Genomic DNA, 17,307 nt, shown 5'->3' on the forward strand with positions numbered 1-17,307 from the left:
TTTTGGGAAAGGTAATAGCAATAGCTAATCAAAAAGGTGGTGTCGGAAAAACCACTACCGCGGTGAACGTTGCTGCATCGATGGCAGCCACAAAGCGTAAAGTGCTTTTGATTGATCTAGACCCTCAAGGTAATGCTACGATGGGCAGTGGCGTGGACAAATACGAAGTGGAGTCCACCGCTTATGAGTTGCTGATCGAAGAAAAACCGATTCAGGAAGTGGTTGTGCAGGCGACTACTGGCAAATATCACTTAATTGCCGCGAATGGTGATGTCACTGCTGCTGAAATTAAATTGATGGAAGTGTTTGCCCGTGAATTGCGCTTGCGCAATGCCATTCAACCTGTGCGGGATCAATACGATTTCATTTTCATCGACTGTCCACCTTCCCTCAGCCAGCTTACGGTCAATGCCATGGCCGCCGCAGATTCTGTGCTCGTTCCGATGCAGTGTGAATATTATGCCTTGGAAGGGTTAACTGCACTTTTGGACACCATTCAAAAACTGGCTTCCGTGGTGAATCCGGAGCTGAAAATTGAAGGTGTACTGCGCACTATGTACGATCCGAGAAATCGCCTGGCCAATGATGTCTCCGAACAACTCAAGCGCCATTTTGGTGAGCAGGTGTATCGTACTGTGATACCGCGTAACGTGCGTTTGGCAGAAGCCCCGAGTTTTGGTGCACCAGCCATGTATTACGAAAAGTCCTCTACCGGGGCTAAAGCGTATCTTGCACTAGCGGGGGAAATTCTGCGTCGTGGTAAGAAAACTTAACTATTTCGAAAAAAACTGATTACCTATCAGGTAATTGCGAGCTTCTTCAAAGAGAGTACTATGTCAGCGAAAAAACGAGGATTAGGACGAGGCTTAGATGCCCTGTTGGCCACCAGTCAGTCACAGCGCGAAGTGAAAATTGATGAGGTACCCGAAACCGAACAGGCCAAAGGTGAGCTGCAAAAATTACCGGTAGAGTTTTTACAACCTGGTCGCTATCAGCCGCGCAAAGACATGTCTCCGGAAGCGCTAGAAGAGCTGGCTTCTTCTATCCGCTCACAAGGTATCATCCAGCCTATCGTTGTTCGTCAAGTTGCTGATAATAAATACGAAATTATTGCTGGGGAACGTCGCTGGCGGGCCGCGCAGTTGGCTGAACTGGACGTGGTACCTTGTCTGGTTAAAGATGTACCAGACGAAGTGGCGGTTGCCATAGCCCTGATTGAAAACATTCAACGGGAAGATTTAAACGCCATGGAAGAAGCGCAAGCGCTGGAGCGTTTAATTCTGGAATTTGAGTTAACTCATCAGGAAGTGGCCGAAGCTGTCGGTAAATCTCGCACCACTGTAACGAATCTTTTACGTTTGAATAATTTGAACGACGATGTCAAAACCTTGCTGGAACATGGTGATATCGAAATGGGCCATGCGCGTGCCCTTCTCACCTTAGAGGGTGACAAGCAAAGTGAAGCAGCTCAAACAGTGGCTAACAAAGGATTAACGGTAAGAGATACGGAGTCTTTGGTGCGTAAAATTATGCAGCCCAAGCCAGAGAAAACCAAGCCTGAAGAGGATCCAGATGTGAAAAGCCTGGAGAACCGGCTAGGTGAAAACCTCGGGACTACCGTGGCTATTTCCCACAATGCCAAAGGTAAAGGTAAATTGGTGATTAACTTTGCTAACCTTGAGCAATTGGATGGAATTCTGGCTCATATTGAGAAGAATTCATAAAAAATTCACCACAATCCGTTTTCGTGTTGATAATGTAACCGGATCTTTCAGACTTGACGCGGTTTGGCTTGAAAACTGGTTTTAAAGCAGTATACTTTTCGCGCTTTAAGTTTCTGTGTGACCCTATGAGGAACTCTTAGCTTATGGATTTGGCCAAAGCCGGTAAAAGGTTAGCCAAACAGATGCTAGTCTTGCAATTTGCGATAGTCATGGCAGCAGGTGTACTATTTTACCTGTTGAGTGACCTCTCCTCCGCAATTTCCGTAGTCACAGGTGGAACCCTGAGCGTATTAACTAATGCTGTTTTTTCGTTTTATGTGTTCCGTTTTTCCGGTGCCAGTAAAACCAAAGAAATCGTAAACAGCATGAAGAAAGGGAACAAATATAAATTGTTGCTGGTGTTGTTGGCTTTCATGGTGATTTACCAACTGCCCTTTCTCGATAAAGCGATAGTGATTTTAGGGTTTTGTAGCATGTTACTGCTGCAATATCCGATACTGATTATTTTGCACCGTGTGAGCAAAGCACAGGGTGCCTGAAACGTTTTTTAAACTTTGACAATTAGGATAGAAAATGGCTGCATCTGGCGGTGAACTGACAGGTTCACAATATATTTTGCACCACTTGACCAATGCAAAGATGTGCTCGACCGACGCGGGTCTGGCATTCAACAAAGCATGTGCTGATAGTGGATTTTGGGTTTGGCATATTGATACCTTGGGTTGGTCGATCGCTTTGGGTATTTTGTTTTTAGCAGTTTTCAGAAGCGCTGCAAAAAAGGCAGATACTGGCGTACCTGGCAAATTCCAATGTTTCATTGAAATGATCATTGAGTTTGTTAACGACACGGTTAACAGCACCTTCCACGGCAAAAATGCGGTGATTGCCCCTCTGGCATTGACCATTTTTGTTTGGGTACTGTTGATGAACATCATGGATATCATTCCTATCGACTGGTTACCAGCAACTGCGGGACTAATCGGTTCGTCTTTCTTCGGTATGGATTCACACGATGTCTACATGAAAGTGGTTCCCACCACTGACTTGAACCTGACCTTTGCGTTGTCATTGGGCGTCTTTGTCCTGATGATCTACTACTCATTCAAGATCAAAGGGTTTGGCTTTGTTAAAGAATTGTCCATGAACCCTTTCAATCACTGGGCGTTCATCCCGGTAAACCTGGTGCTGGAGCTGGTAACTTTGTTTGCTAAGCCTCTGTCACTGGCGCTGCGTTTGTTCGGTAACCTGTATGCAGCAGAATTGATCTTCATTTTGATTGCAATGGTGGGCTTGTTCCAGTTGCCACTGCACTTCATTTGGGCGACGTTCCACATTCTGGTAATTCCATTACAAGCATTCATTTTCATGATGCTGAGTATTGTGTACCTAAGCATGGCGCACGAAAAACACTAGATTCAACGGCAGCGTTATCCCTTGCGATAACGCTGCTGAAGATTTTAAAACTTAAACTTAAACTTTAACTAAAAGGTAAATTAAACATGGAAATCTTAGGTAATTTGTACATTGCTGTTGGCATCCTGATCGGTCTTTGCGCCTTGGGTCCAGCTATCGGTTTCGGTATTTTGGGTGGTAAGTTCCTTGAGTCTTCTGCTCGTCAGCCTGAACTGGCTCCAGCTTTACAAACTCGTATGTTCATCGTTGCAGGTCTTATCGATGCGATCGCGATGATCGGTGTAGCTATTGCACTTTATATTCTGTTCGTTGAAGGTCCGAAATTCGTATAAACAAACGACTTAGATTTTAACGAACAGAGGAGATGGGGTTGTGAATATCAACGCTACTCTACTTGGACAATCACTTGCATTCATCGTGTTCGTACTTTTCTGTATGAAATACGTATGGCCACATTTGTTGGGTGCAATTGAAGAGCGCCAAAAGAAAATTGCTGATGGTCTTGCCGCGTCTGATCGCGCTGAAAAAGACCTCGAATTAGCTCAGAAAAAAGCAACTGAGCAATTAAAAGAAGCAAAAGCACAGGCGGCTGACATTATTGAACAAGCGAAAAAGCGTGCTACGCAGATCGTTGATGAGGAAACTCAACGCGGTCACGACGAGCGTGCCAAAATCATTGATCAAGGTAAAGCCGAAGTCGAAGCTGAACGTAATCGTGTTAAAGAAGAACTTCGCAAACAGGTTGCAACTCTGGCAGTTGTGGGCGCGGAGCGTATCTTAGCTCGTGAAATTGATTCAGCAGCACATAGTGACATTGTTGAAAAACTTGTCACCGAGCTATAAGGGAGACTGAGCTATGTCTGAATTGACAACCGTTGCTCGTCCCTATGCGAATGCTGCATTTGATTACGCAGTAGAAAAGCAAGCTGTGAATAACTGGCTTGAAATGCTGCATTTTGCTGCTGAAGTTGCAAAAAATGAATCGGTAAAAGAAATCTTAAGCGGTTCTACCGCGGCAGATACACTAGCTGATTTGTTTATCAATCTTTGCGGTGAACAATTGAATGAGAATGGCCAAAACTTTATTAAGGTTTTGGCTGAAAACAAGCGCTTACAGGCCTTACCTGAGATTTTAGTGTTGTTTACTGAGTTGAAAGCGGAATACGAGAAAGAAATCGATGTTGATGTGACATCAGCAACCGATCTTTCTGACGCGCAACAACAGGAAATCAGCCAATCTTTGGAAAAACGCCTTGCACGAAAAGTTAAGCTGAATTGTAACGTGGATCCTGAATTGATCGCTGGCTTTGTAATCCAGGCAGGCGACATGGTTATCGACGGCTCCATTAAGAGTAAACTCAACCGTCTTACGGACGCGTTACAAGCATAACGAGGAAAAAGGGCATGCAACTTAATTCCACTGAAATTGCAGAACTGATCAAAAAACGTATTGAGCAGTTTGAAGTAGTAAGTGAAGCTCGCAACGAAGGTACTATTGTTAGTGTTACTGACGGTATCATTCGTGTACACGGTCTTGCAGACGTAATGCAAGGCGAGATGATCGAGCTTCCTGGCAATCGCTACGCGATTGCTTTGAACCTGGAACGTGACTCTGTTGGTGCAGTTGTCATGGGTCCATACGCAGACTTAAAAGAAGGCACTAAAGTAAACTCCACTGGTCGTATCCTTGAAGTACCAGTAGGTCGTGCACTTTTAGGCCGTGTTGTTAACACTTTGGGTGAGCCTATCGATGGTAAAGGTTCTATCGACGCAGAAGGTTTCGAGCCTGTTGAGAAAATCGCACCTGGTGTTATCGACCGTCAATCAGTAGACCAGCCTGTACAAACAGGTTACAAGTCTGTTGACTCTATGATTCCAATCGGTCGTGGCCAGCGTGAGTTGGTTATCGGTGACCGTCAGACAGGTAAAACAGCATTAGCTGTTGATGCCATCATTAACCAGAAAGGTACCGGCATTAAGTGTATCTACGTTGCAGTAGGCCAGAAGGCTTCTACTATCGCTAACGTAGTACGCAAGCTGGAAGAGCACGGCGCAATGGATCACACCATTGTTGTTGCGGCATCTGCTTCAGAATCTGCGGCACTGCAATACCTTGCTCCTTACTCTGGTTGTACTATGGGTGAATTCTTCCGTGACCGCGGTGAAGATGCACTGATCATCTATGATGACTTGTCTAAGCAAGCTGTTGCTTATCGTCAAATCTCATTGTTGCTACGTCGTCCGCCAGGTCGTGAAGCTTACCCAGGTGACGTTTTCTATTTGCACTCCCGTCTGCTAGAGCGTGCTGCACGTGTAAACCCAGTTTACGTAGAGCGCTACACTAACGGTGAAGTAAAAGGCAAAACTGGTTCACTAACTGCGTTACCTATCATTGAAACGCAAGCGGGTGACGTATCTGCCTTCGTACCTACCAACGTAATCTCCATCACAGATGGTCAGATCTTCCTTGAAACTAACCTGTTTAACGCTGGTATTCGTCCTGCTGTTAACGCGGGTATCTCAGTTTCTCGTGTTGGTGGTGCAGCTCAGACTAAAATCATCAAGAAGCTGGGCGGTGGTATCCGTTTGGCATTGGCTCAGTATCGTGAATTGGCGGCATTCTCGCAGTTCGCATCTGACCTTGATGAAGCCACACGTGCTCAGCTTGAGCATGGTGAGCGCGTTACCGAGCTGATGAAGCAGAAGCAGTATGCGCCTCTGTCCATCGCTGATATGGGTGTATCTCTGTTCGCAGTAGAAAAAGGCTATTTGAAAGACATCGAATTGAACAAAATTCTGGATTTCGAAGCAGCTTTGCATTCTTACATGAACAGCGAGCATTCTGAGCTGATGAACAACATCAACGCTTCTGGTGATTACAATAAAGACATTGAAGGTGCTCTGGCAGCTGCCATTGAGAAATTCAAGTCAACACAAACGTGGTGATAAACCCGAAGGAATGAAGCGCGAGCTTCATTCCTTGTAATCACAGGAGAGTATGATGGCAAACGGTAAAGAGATAAAAGGCAAAATCGGCAGCATCAAGAATACGCAAAAAATCACCAGTGCAATGGAGATGGTAGCGGCTTCAAAGATGAAAAAAGCGCAAGATCGCATGCTTGCCAGTCGTCCTTATGCAACAAGTATGCGTAAGGTTATCGGCCACATTGCTCATGGTAACCTGGAATACAAACATCCTTATTTGGAAGAGCGTGACGTTAAACGCGTTGGTTTTATCGTAATTTCTACCGACCGTGGTTTGTGCGGTGGATTGAATACCAACGAATTTAAGGTCGTATCCAAAGAAGTTAAAGAATGGCAAGACAAGGGCGTCGAAGTAGACTTCGCTGCACTGGGCTCAAAGGCCTGCGCTTTCTTTAATCGATTCGGTGGCAACGTCTTAGCTGCTGAATCTGGTTTAGGTGAAGCGCCTTCTGCCAAAGATGTTATAGGTTTGGTTCAGGTGATGTTGGAACATTTCAACGAAGGTAAACTGGATAAGATTTTCCTGGTTAACAATCGTTTTGAAAACACCATGTCACAAGTTCCTGAAGTTGAGCAATTGCTGCCTTTGCCAAAATCTGATGAAGATGATTTAACACATCGCTGGGATTACATATACGAGCCCGATCCAAAACCTATTTTGGATACATTGTTGGTTCGTTACATTGAATCTCAGGTATATCAGGGCGTTGTAGAAAATGCAGCATCAGAACAAGCTGCGCGTATGGTAGCCATGAAAGCGGCTACGGATAACGCTGGTAATCTTATCGATGAATTACAACTGATATACAACAAAGCACGTCAAGCCGCGATCACACAAGAAATTAGTGAGATTGTTGGTGGTGCTGCTGCGGTGTAGGCAAAGGTTAATAAATTAACGGAGACTAAATATGAGTCTGGGTAAAGTCGTCCAAATTATCGGTGCTGTTGTGGATATTGAATTTCCACAAGATGCAGTACCAGCAGTGTACGACGCACTTAAAATCACAGCTGGTGATCTTGAAGGTTTGACCCTTGAAGTTCAGCAACAGCTTGGTGGCGGTGTTGTACGTGCTATTGCATTGGGTACTACTGACGGTCTGCGTCGTGGTATCGAAGTACAAAACACAAATAATCCAATTCAGGTTCCAGTAGGTACTGCCACACTTGGCCGTATCATGGACGTATTGGGTAATCCAATTGATGAAGCAGGTCCTATCGGCGAAGAAGAGCGTATGTCTATTCACCGTGAAGCCCCTTCTTACGAAGACCAGTCAAGCTCGGTTGAGCTGTTAGAGACAGGTATCAAGGTAATCGACCTTGTATGTCCTTTCGCTAAGGGTGGTAAAGTTGGTCTGTTCGGTGGTGCCGGTGTTGGTAAAACCGTAAACATGATGGAATTGATCCGTAACATCGCTATCGAGCACAGTGGTTACTCTGTATTCGCCGGTGTTGGTGAGCGTACTCGTGAGGGTAACGATTTCTATCACGAAATGAACGAATCTAACGTACTAGATAAAGTATCGTTGGTATACGGTCAGATGAACGAGCCACCGGGTAACCGTCTGCGCGTAGCATTGACCGGTTTGACCATGGCGGAAAAATTCCGTGACGAAGGTCGTGACGTTCTGTTCTTCGTAGATAACATCTACCGTTACACACTTGCTGGTACTGAGGTATCTGCACTTCTGGGTCGTATGCCATCAGCGGTAGGTTATCAGCCTACTCTTGCTGAAGAAATGGGTGTACTGCAGGAGCGTATCGCGTCTACTAAAACTGGTTCAATCACTTCAATCCAGGCGGTATATGTACCTGCAGATGACTTGACTGACCCTTCACCAGCTACCACCTTTGCTCACTTGGATGCAACGGTAGTATTGTCGCGTGATATCGCTTCTTTGGGTATCTACCCTGCGGTTGACCCGCTTGACTCTACTTCACGTCAGCTGGATCCACTGGTAATCGGTGTAGAGCATTACGAAACTGCACGTGGCGTTCAGACTGTTTTACAGCGCTATAAAGAGCTGAAAGACATCATCGCTATCTTGGGTATGGACGAACTATCTGATGAAGACAAGCAAGTGGTATCACGTGCTCGTAAGATTCAGCGTTTCTTATCTCAGCCTTTCTTCGTAGCCGAAGTATTTACCGGTTCACCAGGTAAGTATGTATCTTTGAAAGATACTATCGCAGGATTCAAAGGAATTCTTGCGGGTGAATACGATAGCCTTCCAGAGCAAGCCTTCTACATGGTTGGCTCTATCGAAGAAGCTGTAGAAAAAGCGAAGAACATGTAATTGGTCGGGCGTATTGAGTCATCAATACGCCTGGTTCCGGGTCCACCTTAGGAGGGGGATATGGCAGCTATGACAACACATCTGGATGTAGTAAGTGCCGAGCAGAGCTTGTTCTCTGGTCGCGTTGAGCACATTCAGGTGACAGGTAGTGAAGGTGAATTGGGTATCCACCCAGGTCACGCTCCATTGCTGACAACCTTACAGCCCGGCATGGTTCGTTTAGTGAAGCAACATGGCGAAGAAGCACACATTTACATCAACGGTGGCGTTCTGGAAATCCAACCAGGTACGGTAACTGTTCTTGCTGATGTGGCTGTCCGCGGTGAAGAGCTTGACGAACAATCAGCCCTGGAAGCTAAGCGTCGTGCTGAAGAGCACATTGCTAATCCAGGCACTGACTTTGACTATGCCGAAGCGGCACATGAATTAGCACAAGCTATTGCGCAATTGCGAGTTATTCGCTCCATGCGGAAGTAAGTTGATTCTAAGTTTTAAAAAACCCGGCATAAGCCGGGTTTTTTGTTTTATGGGTAGTCTTCCCGCTTAACCGGGGGAAATGCCCAGTTAGAGGGCGTTGGACTTTCCCTGTTGGCATATAACTGTTGGTAAAACTCTGAGGGTAATTCTTCGATTGGGGAGTGATCTACCCTATTTGAATCGTTCGTTTTGTTGGCCTTGGCATGCAGCAGCGCCATCCAACGCTTTCTCAAATTTACCCAGTTTTCACTTTGAGAACCTGTGGCCAGTATCTCGGTGGTAGGGCGGAATTCGATATAAATGGTTCTTCTTGTGCCCGGGCTGATTTTAGGTGTTGAACCGTGTAATGTCATTACATCGTGAAACAATAAATCCCCTGCATTAACTGGCACTTGTTGGCACTGAGGAATATTCCAACCGTGTTGAGATGCTAGCTGATGAACATCTTGTTTGTGTTTATGGGAGCCCGGTAGATAGCGCAGACAGCCATCATCTTCATCAGCGTCATCCAGATAAACGCCCATGGCAAAATAAGGCACTGAGCCATTGTGAATAGAGTCTTGATGCCATGGAACTACGGAAGCGTCATGAGAACTCTTATAAAGAATATCAACCCCAAGCGGGATAACATCATTACCTGCAAGCTCGAGTATTGACTGGTAAACCATAGGCGAACTCAATAGCTCATTGACTATTGCTGAATGACTACGGTAAATGTGATCAATTCTAAATACCACTGAGGGAACCTCAATGCTGTCCAGTGACACTTGCGGCATATCCAGCTCTGCTGATTGCTCTAAAGCAGCAGTCTCCAGGGCTTTGGCCATGTTGTCCAGGCGGGCCAACAAAGTAGAAGGAATGGCGTTTTTAACCACACAGTAACCTTCATTTTGATACTTTTTTTTAAGACTCATACATCTACCAGTCCAGCATATCTTCTGGAACCGGATAGTTTTTTGACTCTACCGGGAAAATTCCCCACACAGCTGGTTGAGGCGGTTCCCTTAGTTCTAATATTTCGTTAACCAATTGCTGTGGCTCTGGCACATCAGGATAATCTGCCCGCCATGGTTGTGGCCAAATGGCGGCGGTATCTTTTTGCAGAACCAAACTCATCCATTGTTTTCTGAGGTCTGCCCAATGTTCAGATTGTGATTTTGACTCAACAATAGATTGCCACGGTCGCAACTCAATGTAGATGGTGCGTCTGACACCCGCAGAGCGTTTCGGTTGCGAGCCGTGTAACACCATCATATCTTGAACCAGCATATCTCTCGCTTTCGCAGGTTGTTCAATTACCCCTGGTATTTCCCAACCATGCTCTTTAGACAAGGCCTCAATGTCTTGAAGTTCGTGTTGCGTTCCGGGTACATAACGCAAACAGCCATCACCCGCCGGAGCATCATCAAGGTAAATTCCTACGTTGAGATACGGATAGTGACGACTGTGTTGAGCACCTTGATGCCATTTGATAACCGGGTGTGGGTGTTGTTGTTTGAAAAGAACGTCCATTTGTACTGGTACACTGCCTCTACCACACAAGATTTTAGTCATCTCTAAAACTGCGGGTAAGGCCAGGGTTTCTAATATCAAATCTGGATCTTGTGCAATTATGTCGTCAAAGCGCATAAGACGGGGGCCTGGCTTATCTTCTACAACGACAGCACCGTGCAAATGGCTTTGTTCTTTATGGCTCTTTACCGCTTTGCATTCCAACTCCTCGGATAGAGTTCGCCACCTTTGCAATAGATCCTCTGATAGCACGTTTTCTATTAAACAATAGCCATCTTCCTGAAATTGTTTTATTTGCTTTTCTTCCATCACACCGAACTGACTTGTCTTTAACTGTGAAAATCAGTGTAGCCAGGTGAAAGAAAATACTCAAATAGCGCTACATTTTACGAGATGCGATAATGCGATATACCTCTTTCCAGTCTGTGTCGGTTTTTATCTCTAGTTTCCAGTGAAATCGATTAGCTTGAATATCGTAAAAGGTAATTTTGGACTCGTTACCGGAAAAAGTACCGCGCATCACAATCTCGTTGTTTATCATATTGGCCGTGAAGGTATTCAGCTGCTGTCCTTTTTTGGACATCCAGGCCAGTTCCCATTGGTGCTTTTTCGGATTAAAGATGCGGATATTGGTGCCGAATTGACGTTCACTATCTGGTATATCTTGGTTTAATGGTGGCGCAATCCAGTCGTCCTGAATGGCGTGGCCATCAAGTATGGTGTACCAATGCCAGTCGGCGCCTTGGCCTTTTTGCCAACTGCCATCTGCTGTGAGATTAAAATCGGTGATTGCCCAGTGGCCCAGCAAGGGTTCAAATTGTTGGGTTTCTTTTGGGGCATTGGGGTTTATTTTATCAATTTCATTGATGTCAGCTTTTGCTGAAACGACCCCACAAAGAAATAAACAAAAAATGAGCGAGCGCATTACATGGCCTTTGTACTGGATTTTCGCTTGTAGAAGCCCAGAAACGCATCCTGCCAGGTTTTTCCACTATCTCTGCTCACTTGCCAGTGTTGCTTTACCTGACCGTCTTCTAAGGGCGTATAGCTAATCCTGTGAGTTACTGGTTTGCCATCCCGGCCTAAGCGTTCTCCTTCTAACACCATAACCTCATCTTGTAAGGTGCCATCAAGATATAAAATACCGCCGTTGGCATCTATCCAGGTTTGATGCCACTGTTTGGTTTGGCGGTCGTAAAAGTTAAAACTCTTGCCGCTACTACCTTTGGCACCACGCCAGTTTTCCTGCAGGGTACAGTCATTCAATAACAACTCAATGGTATTGTGACCTTGCAGATTACCGTTTTTATCTGATACCACCCAATCACCTACCCAAAAATCAAACTGTCGGTGGGGTTCTGATTGGCAATCAGGCGGGCTATTTTGGGCACATGCAGTCAAACTCAATGTGCTTAACAAAAACAAACAGAGAAGGGCTTTCATAACTCGTATTACCTGTTTTTCCTCAGTACCTGCTATCTTAGTGGTCAGGACAGATAAAAACTTTCAAATTCTTGCTCAAAATGCCTGAATCAGCCCATTGCTCGCAATACAGTCAACTGTACCTGGATCACGCCAAGGTCAGGGTAGGGCGTTTTTCCTGTCCTGCATCCAGTGATGATTTTGCCAGTGCTGGTGCCATTACCTTACCCACCTTGGTGTTCCCTGCAACGCCAACTTACATCTGCAAAAGCAGTGGTGGTCGCTTTTTATCGGATGCCAGCAAAATCAATATCTACGATGGTAGCACTAGTTACGAACGCCAGGTGTGCGACCCCCGGGGTGATCACTGCCATTGGCTGGAGTTAGATAGCAGGGTGTTTTTCAATGCTATAGAAGCGCATCCACTGAAGCACTTTAGAGCATCGGACAAGGAGCTCAGATTAGATCAACTGCTGAGCAATCCGGGCATTAATATGATGTTTTACCGATTGCTGCAGCACTTAAAATGGCAGCGGTTATCCAAGGAAGCTGGCTTTGAACAAATCCTTATTTTTCTGGCAACCCTGTTTAACAGTGCTGTGCCAGATAAACATGAAGTTCAGCAAGTAAATAAGCGCAAGCGTTGGCGAGCTTTGGCGGAAGCAGCCCAGACCGTTATTGCCAAACAGCCAGAAAAAAATCTAAGCATCAGTGAGCTAGCCAAAGCGTTGCATACTTCTGAATTTCATCTGTGTCGGGTGTTTAAAACGGTGATGGGCATCAGTGTGCATCAATACCGCAAGCTGCTACGGCTTAATTTGGGCATAGAACAGTTAACTACAAATACCTCTATTACCGACATCGCCATGGTATTAGGTTTTGCTTCCCCGGCCCATTTTAGCGATGCCATTAAAAAAGGGCTCGGAATGAGCCCTCGGCAGATCAGAAAACAGTTAAGGATTTAATGGCAAGATAAATATCTTATTTAAGACGCTCGGCCAATTCCCATGGTTCAACCACTACGCCTTCATCGTTACTATCAGGCATCACCAGAATCGACACTTCATCCTCTTCCAGTCCCGGTACCCAGTCTTTAAGCCACTTATCGATAGTGATTGGCATGGGTTTACAATGATCCCAATCATCAGTGCACCACAACTGCGCCATGGCTTCATCGGGCCAGATACCGATACAATCTTCCTGTTCACTGTTAAACATCACCGCACCTATATCATCGGCAAGGATCCAGATTTGTTGCTGTTGTTTCACCTGATTGATCAGGTAGTTATAACGCTGCTCCGCAGGTTGGTTAAGCAGGTCTTGAATGTTTTTGTCCATGGCGTTAATTCAATATCAGAGTTGATTGTTAGCCAGTATAACAACAAACCTGCAACAGGGTGATACTCCTGCGCGACTAATCAGTGCGTTCAAGTAATTCTTTAAACCAGTCTAGCTCTTGTAAGTTTTTTAAATCGGGGTCTGATTTAAGATGCTTTTTATCGGGCAATGTCCCCGCTTTTTCACAACGTAGGAGTTTTTCCTTCGCGCCATCAAAATCGTCTGTAAGTGATAGCAAACAGGCATAGTTATAGACCTCGTCAGGATTAATGGATTCAACTTTTTGGGCAAGTAGCAACGCTTCCTCGTACAGAGCAGGTTTTTCTGCATCATCTACTCTGTTGGCAAGTGTTGTCAAAGTATCTATGTGGTTATTTATTGCTTCAATCCTGTCCGGTTTAATCTCGTAAGCTCGTTTATAGTGTTCAATTGCTTGTTCAAAAATCGGTCTGGTTTGAGCGATGCTTTCAGTGTGCTCTGCAAATTCCATTAGTGCGACACCCAGATTATTCAGTGCTTCATCAAAATCGGGTTTAATCTTAATGGCCTGTTGATAACGCTTAATTGCTTTCTCAAATAGCGGCTTAGCTTCAGTAATAGAGGCTGTGCGTGTCGCCAATCCCTTTAGTGCGAGACCCCAATTATTTAGTGCATAATGATAATCGGGTTTAATTTTAATAGCTTGCTCATAGTGCCCAAATGCTTTTTCAAATAGCGGTTTGGCTTCAGAAATGGACTCAGTGCGTGTTGCCAGTGTCTTTAGCGCAATAGCCCAATTATAATGAGCTTCGTACCCATTAGATTTAACTGCTATCGCTTTTTCATAATACGAAAAGGCTTTGTTTAGCTCTTCTGATGAATAATTTTTAATATCTTCTACTTCGAATGCTTTGCTTTGATATGCCCAATAAAGGTAGTGTAATTCCTTATCAGATTTTGGCGGATTTTTCTCTAATATAGCAATAATCGCGTCATAGTTTTCATCTACCCAAAGTGATTCAATATTCACGCGATTATTGTGATTTACTGCATCACTCTCAAGCTGTGATTTTACACTGGCCATTACATCCATATCATCTTGCCATTTGCCCGGGTAATCTGTGATTTGTTCCAGTTCACCCAAAAGGTGTTGATAGGGATTATCTAAAAAGGGAGGCAGATGAATTTTAAGTTCTTTTGTGAGTTCCACTAAAAAATGGTCGGAGTTTTTACACTTAATGTATTTAGCGACGCTATATTTTGATTCAAGATGGTCTTTGACATGTTTTGGGGTATCGTCATTCAGGTCCACCCAGAATAAACGGTTTTCGGCTCGATATTCGGTTTTAATGACATCGAAAAAGCTATCTGCAAGGCCACTGTAGCCAATAAAGACACAATGGGCTTGATTAAACATTTCACGCACAAACACTCTTTGCTTTTCGGCGCTATTTTGTGTCTCAAGTGGTGTATGTAGCTGCTCAAAGCCATCACTTTGTCCATGTAAGTGCACTATACAGGGATCGGCAATCATATTGTGAAACTTTGGATCGGCACCAGTGAAGTCATAAACCGCTGGATGGAAACCCAACAAAGAACAGGCTCTGGTAAGTACATTGTCAAAATTAAAACTGAGTACCCGCTGTGCGTAGCCTTGTTGCATTAACAGTGATAGAGCAATGTGTCCCCAATTGACTTTACTGTTATCGACGTATTTTTTTATTAAAGACTTTCTGCCTTGTTTGTGGATAGCCTCCATACAGCGGCCATAATCTTTTTTAGATTTATCATCCAAATCTTCCAGGTCATATTCAAATCCCTGATCATCATTTATTTCTTGTACAAATTCCTTAGCCAGAGGGATACCCGCCGTTTTTGAGCAGCCTGCGCCAATAAAAAAGTAGAAGCGTTCATTGTTGTCTTTAGCGTGACGAAGCAGCTGTCCTAGCTTTTGGTATCCATTTTTTGACATGAAATAATTCTTTGAAAGTGATTTTAGTGACGCATATTGGTAAATCATTTAGAACTGAAATGCAAACGAAGTGGCCAATTCAAACCACGGAACTAAGATTCCCTTTTATGCGCAATAACTTGTCCAGCTAAAGCAGAACCTACATAAGTGGTAAGTTGAGAATGTAGGTTCGCTTTTAAGCGGACATCAGTTCATATTCAAACAACTTCGTCCAGCTGGTCTTTTATTGCTCCCTGCTAAAAAGACATTCACACCATCCACGGTGCTCAAGCAGAACCTACAGAAGTGGTAAAATCCGAATGTAGGCTCGACTTTAGTCGGGCGGGCTTGTTTACGACGCCGCAATAATCTTTTTGCGTTTCGAGGGTTTGATTTGGGCCCATTTGTTCATATCAAAGCGGGAGCCGTGCACAAGGAAAGACATGGCCACGTTATCCATATCGATAAGCTCGTCTTCTTTGATATTGTGGAAGTTGGAGTAACGCATTTTTGGGCGTTGAACATGACCACAATACCTAAATCATATGCACTGGACACGTCCGCGTTCCATCAAGTGGTTATCGATTGTGGTTTTAGCAGGTTGTTTGAATAGCTCTGTAAAAATCTGCTCTCACATACAGGTATCCGTTAGGCTTTCGGCAAACTTATAAACAGGGTTGTACCCGTCTCTTCAGAGCTTTCGAAGTCAATTTTACCTTTTTGTACTTCGGCCATCATTTTGGCTGCATAGGTGCCAATGCCTGTACCGTGTTTTTTGCCGGAGGTGACATATTTATCAAAAAATGAAGTCATGATGTCCTCTGGTACTGCACCAAAGTTATGGATCGCTAGAGTGTGGAATTGTTCAGTGCTATGTACTGATATTTTTATAGCAGAACCTCTCGGCGCGGCTTCTACAGCATTCTTAAATAAGTTCGAAATTAACGAGATGGTTAATAGTTCTTCGCCATCAATTTGCAATTTTTCATGTAATTCATTGTGTATTTCAAGCTTTTTACGACCATAAGAAGTGGTGAACATTGTAAGTACATCATCTACCAAGGAGTTCAGCTCGAGCGTAATCGGTTTTAATTGATATGAGCCTTCCTCGATTTTACCCAAGGTAAGCATGTTATCTACCATCTGCGCTAGCTGCGATACCGACGCTTTTATTGCGCCTGTGGATTGTTTGACTCTGCCTGGATCGCGTAAGTGTCTTTCTATAAAAACCAAGCATTGAGATATTTCATCCAGCGGCAGCTTTAAATCGTTTTTCGCGACTCGGTCAAACTCTTCTTTTAATCGCGCCATTTCCATTAGGGTGTCTACCTGATCTCGCATTTGTTTATTGGCTTCGATTACTTTGCTGTGAGTCTTAACGCGGGCCTTCACAATGGCGGGTTGAATGGGTTTTGTGATGTAGTCTACGGCACCTAATTCTAAGCCTTTAACAATGTCTTGAGTTTGGTCTAATGCGGTTAAAAAAATCACGGTAATATGTTGAGTTTTACTACTGGATTTTAAGCGTTTACACACTTCAATTCCGTCCATTTTTGGCATCATAATATCCAAAAGGACTAAATCTGGAGCCTGTTCTGAAGCGCATATTTTCAGCGCTAGTTCACCGTTAGTGGCTGCTTTTACTTTGTAGTCTGCTTTCAGCAATTCGCTGATCACTTCAATGTTATCGGGAATATCATCCACGACCAGGACTTTCAGTTTTTCTGTTTTTTCTGAATCTTGCACACCAGTTTGGGCTTTCACATAACTGGCGGTATGTTTGATGGGATTTAAGATGGCCTTTTTAATGCGTTGGGTCAGAATTTTGGCCGAAAATGGCTTTACCACATATTCTGATACCCCGTTTTTTATGGCCCTGATCACTTCATTTTGTTCAATGGTAGCGGAGGTCATAACAAAGGGCGTTTTTTTGTTTTTCGGATCTAACCGCACTTTACGCAGTAATTCCACACCATCCATTTTGGGGAGTTGTGATTCAGAAAGAATCAGTTGAATAGAGTGTTTTTGAATTATATTCAGGGCCTCTTCGCCATTTGTAGCTTGCACTACTTTTTTAAAGCCCATTTCAATCAACATGGTTACGACCGTTGAACGCAAACTGTCCATGTTGTCCACAACTAAAACACACATGCTTTTGAATTGCGTGTTGTCTGTAACAGATGGGGTTAAAGGGTTCATTTTCTTGTCTCCC

General features: G+C 44.3%; 20 protein-coding genes. 12 read left to right on the top strand and 8 right to left on the bottom strand.

The genetic code is table 11. The annotated features are described in order from the left end of the window. Positions 1-2 precede the first annotated feature (2 nt). From ACXAGP_RS17815 to ACXAGP_RS17865, 11 genes are all read left to right on the top strand, one after another. Positions 3-773 carry a ParA family protein gene (locus ACXAGP_RS17815; protein WP_338294760.1) on the top strand — a complete coding sequence of 257 codons (771 nt, stop codon included), beginning with the start codon at positions 3-5 and terminating at the stop codon, positions 771-773. Positions 774-833: 60 nt separating this feature from the next. Further along, the gene (locus ACXAGP_RS17820) at positions 834-1,724 is read left to right on the top strand and encodes a ParB/RepB/Spo0J family partition protein (protein ID WP_475262908.1); all 891 of its coding nucleotides are present in this window, start codon (positions 834-836) and stop codon (positions 1,722-1,724) included. Between the two features lie 143 nt (positions 1,725-1,867). Continuing rightward, on the top strand, positions 1,868-2,263 hold the full coding sequence (locus tag ACXAGP_RS17825; protein WP_475262909.1) for an ATP synthase subunit I: 396 nt from the start codon (positions 1,868-1,870) through the stop codon (positions 2,261-2,263). Positions 2,264-2,297: 34 nt separating this feature from the next. After that, entirely contained in the window at positions 2,298-3,137 is an 840-nt protein-coding gene (gene atpB, locus ACXAGP_RS17830) for a F0F1 ATP synthase subunit A (RefSeq protein ID WP_475262910.1), read from the top strand. Positions 3,138-3,223: 86 nt separating this feature from the next. After that, the gene (gene atpE, locus ACXAGP_RS17835; protein WP_229530439.1) at positions 3,224-3,469 is read left to right on the top strand and encodes a F0F1 ATP synthase subunit C; all 246 of its coding nucleotides are present in this window, start codon (positions 3,224-3,226) and stop codon (positions 3,467-3,469) included. Positions 3,470-3,509: 40 nt separating this feature from the next. Continuing rightward, positions 3,510-3,980, top strand: a complete 471-nt coding sequence (gene atpF / locus ACXAGP_RS17840; protein WP_475262911.1) for a F0F1 ATP synthase subunit B — start codon at positions 3,510-3,512, stop codon at positions 3,978-3,980. A 13-nt stretch (positions 3,981-3,993) separates the two neighbouring features. Next, positions 3,994-4,527: a F0F1 ATP synthase subunit delta gene (atpH, locus tag ACXAGP_RS17845; protein ID WP_338294755.1), complete on the top strand. Its 534-nt coding sequence runs from the start codon at positions 3,994-3,996 to the stop codon at positions 4,525-4,527. A 14-nt stretch (positions 4,528-4,541) separates the two neighbouring features. Further along, a complete protein-coding gene (gene atpA, locus ACXAGP_RS17850) occupies positions 4,542-6,083 on the top strand; it encodes a F0F1 ATP synthase subunit alpha (protein WP_475262912.1) in 1,542 nt (513 codons plus the stop codon). A gap of 55 nt (positions 6,084-6,138) precedes the next feature. Continuing rightward, positions 6,139-6,999, top strand: a complete 861-nt coding sequence (gene atpG, locus ACXAGP_RS17855) for a F0F1 ATP synthase subunit gamma (protein WP_475263089.1) — start codon at positions 6,139-6,141, stop codon at positions 6,997-6,999. 31 nt (positions 7,000-7,030) lie between these two features. Continuing rightward, positions 7,031-8,416, top strand: coding sequence for a F0F1 ATP synthase subunit beta (atpD, locus tag ACXAGP_RS17860; protein WP_338294753.1), 1,386 nt, complete (start codon positions 7,031-7,033; stop codon positions 8,414-8,416). Positions 8,417-8,476: 60 nt separating this feature from the next. Next, complete coding sequence (locus ACXAGP_RS17865) at positions 8,477-8,893, top strand: F0F1 ATP synthase subunit epsilon (protein ID WP_338294752.1); 417 nt, start codon at positions 8,477-8,479, stop codon at positions 8,891-8,893. Between the two features lie 47 nt (positions 8,894-8,940). Here the strand turns inward: ACXAGP_RS17865 and ACXAGP_RS17870 are convergent, their stop codons facing one another. The 4 genes from ACXAGP_RS17870 to ACXAGP_RS17885 all read right to left on the bottom strand — a co-directional run bounded on the left by ACXAGP_RS17870 (position 8,941) and on the right by ACXAGP_RS17885 (position 11,848). Continuing rightward, positions 8,941-9,807: a phytanoyl-CoA dioxygenase family protein gene (locus tag ACXAGP_RS17870; protein WP_475262913.1), complete on the bottom strand. Its 867-nt coding sequence runs from the start codon at positions 9,805-9,807 to the stop codon at positions 8,941-8,943. Between the two features lie 4 nt (positions 9,808-9,811). Continuing rightward, positions 9,812-10,714, bottom strand: coding sequence for a phytanoyl-CoA dioxygenase family protein (locus ACXAGP_RS17875; protein WP_475263091.1), 903 nt, complete (start codon positions 10,712-10,714; stop codon positions 9,812-9,814). Positions 10,715-10,784: 70 nt separating this feature from the next. Then, positions 10,785-11,330, bottom strand: a complete 546-nt coding sequence (locus ACXAGP_RS17880; protein WP_475262914.1) for a hypothetical protein — start codon at positions 11,328-11,330, stop codon at positions 10,785-10,787. Next, on the bottom strand, positions 11,330-11,848 hold the full coding sequence (locus tag ACXAGP_RS17885) for a hypothetical protein (RefSeq protein ID WP_475262915.1): 519 nt from the start codon (positions 11,846-11,848) through the stop codon (positions 11,330-11,332). The genes ACXAGP_RS17880 and ACXAGP_RS17885 overlap by 1 nt, the downstream gene beginning before the upstream one ends. Positions 11,849-11,928: 80 nt before the next feature. Between ACXAGP_RS17885 and ACXAGP_RS17890 the strand changes: the two genes are divergently transcribed. Next, the gene (locus tag ACXAGP_RS17890) at positions 11,929-12,792 is read left to right on the top strand and encodes a helix-turn-helix domain-containing protein (protein WP_475262916.1); all 864 of its coding nucleotides are present in this window, start codon (positions 11,929-11,931) and stop codon (positions 12,790-12,792) included. A gap of 16 nt (positions 12,793-12,808) precedes the next feature. On the opposite strand, the gene ACXAGP_RS17895 is transcribed toward ACXAGP_RS17890, so the two are convergent. From ACXAGP_RS17895 to ACXAGP_RS17910, 4 genes are all read right to left on the bottom strand, one after another. Next, the gene (locus tag ACXAGP_RS17895) at positions 12,809-13,165 is read right to left on the bottom strand and encodes a DUF2750 domain-containing protein (protein WP_475262917.1); all 357 of its coding nucleotides are present in this window, start codon (positions 13,163-13,165) and stop codon (positions 12,809-12,811) included. Positions 13,166-13,241: 76 nt separating this feature from the next. Continuing rightward, complete coding sequence (locus ACXAGP_RS17900) at positions 13,242-15,116, bottom strand: tetratricopeptide repeat protein (RefSeq protein ID WP_475262918.1); 1,875 nt, start codon at positions 15,114-15,116, stop codon at positions 13,242-13,244. Between the two features lie 331 nt (positions 15,117-15,447). Then, a complete protein-coding gene (locus tag ACXAGP_RS17905) occupies positions 15,448-15,603 on the bottom strand; it encodes a hypothetical protein (RefSeq protein ID WP_475262919.1) in 156 nt (51 codons plus the stop codon). A 140-nt stretch (positions 15,604-15,743) separates the two neighbouring features. Next, a complete protein-coding gene (locus ACXAGP_RS17910) occupies positions 15,744-17,294 on the bottom strand; it encodes a response regulator (RefSeq protein ID WP_475262920.1) in 1,551 nt (516 codons plus the stop codon). Positions 17,295-17,307 lie beyond the last annotated feature (13 nt).

The sequence above is a fragment of the Planctobacterium sp. AWM4_229 genome (assembly GCF_056160305.1).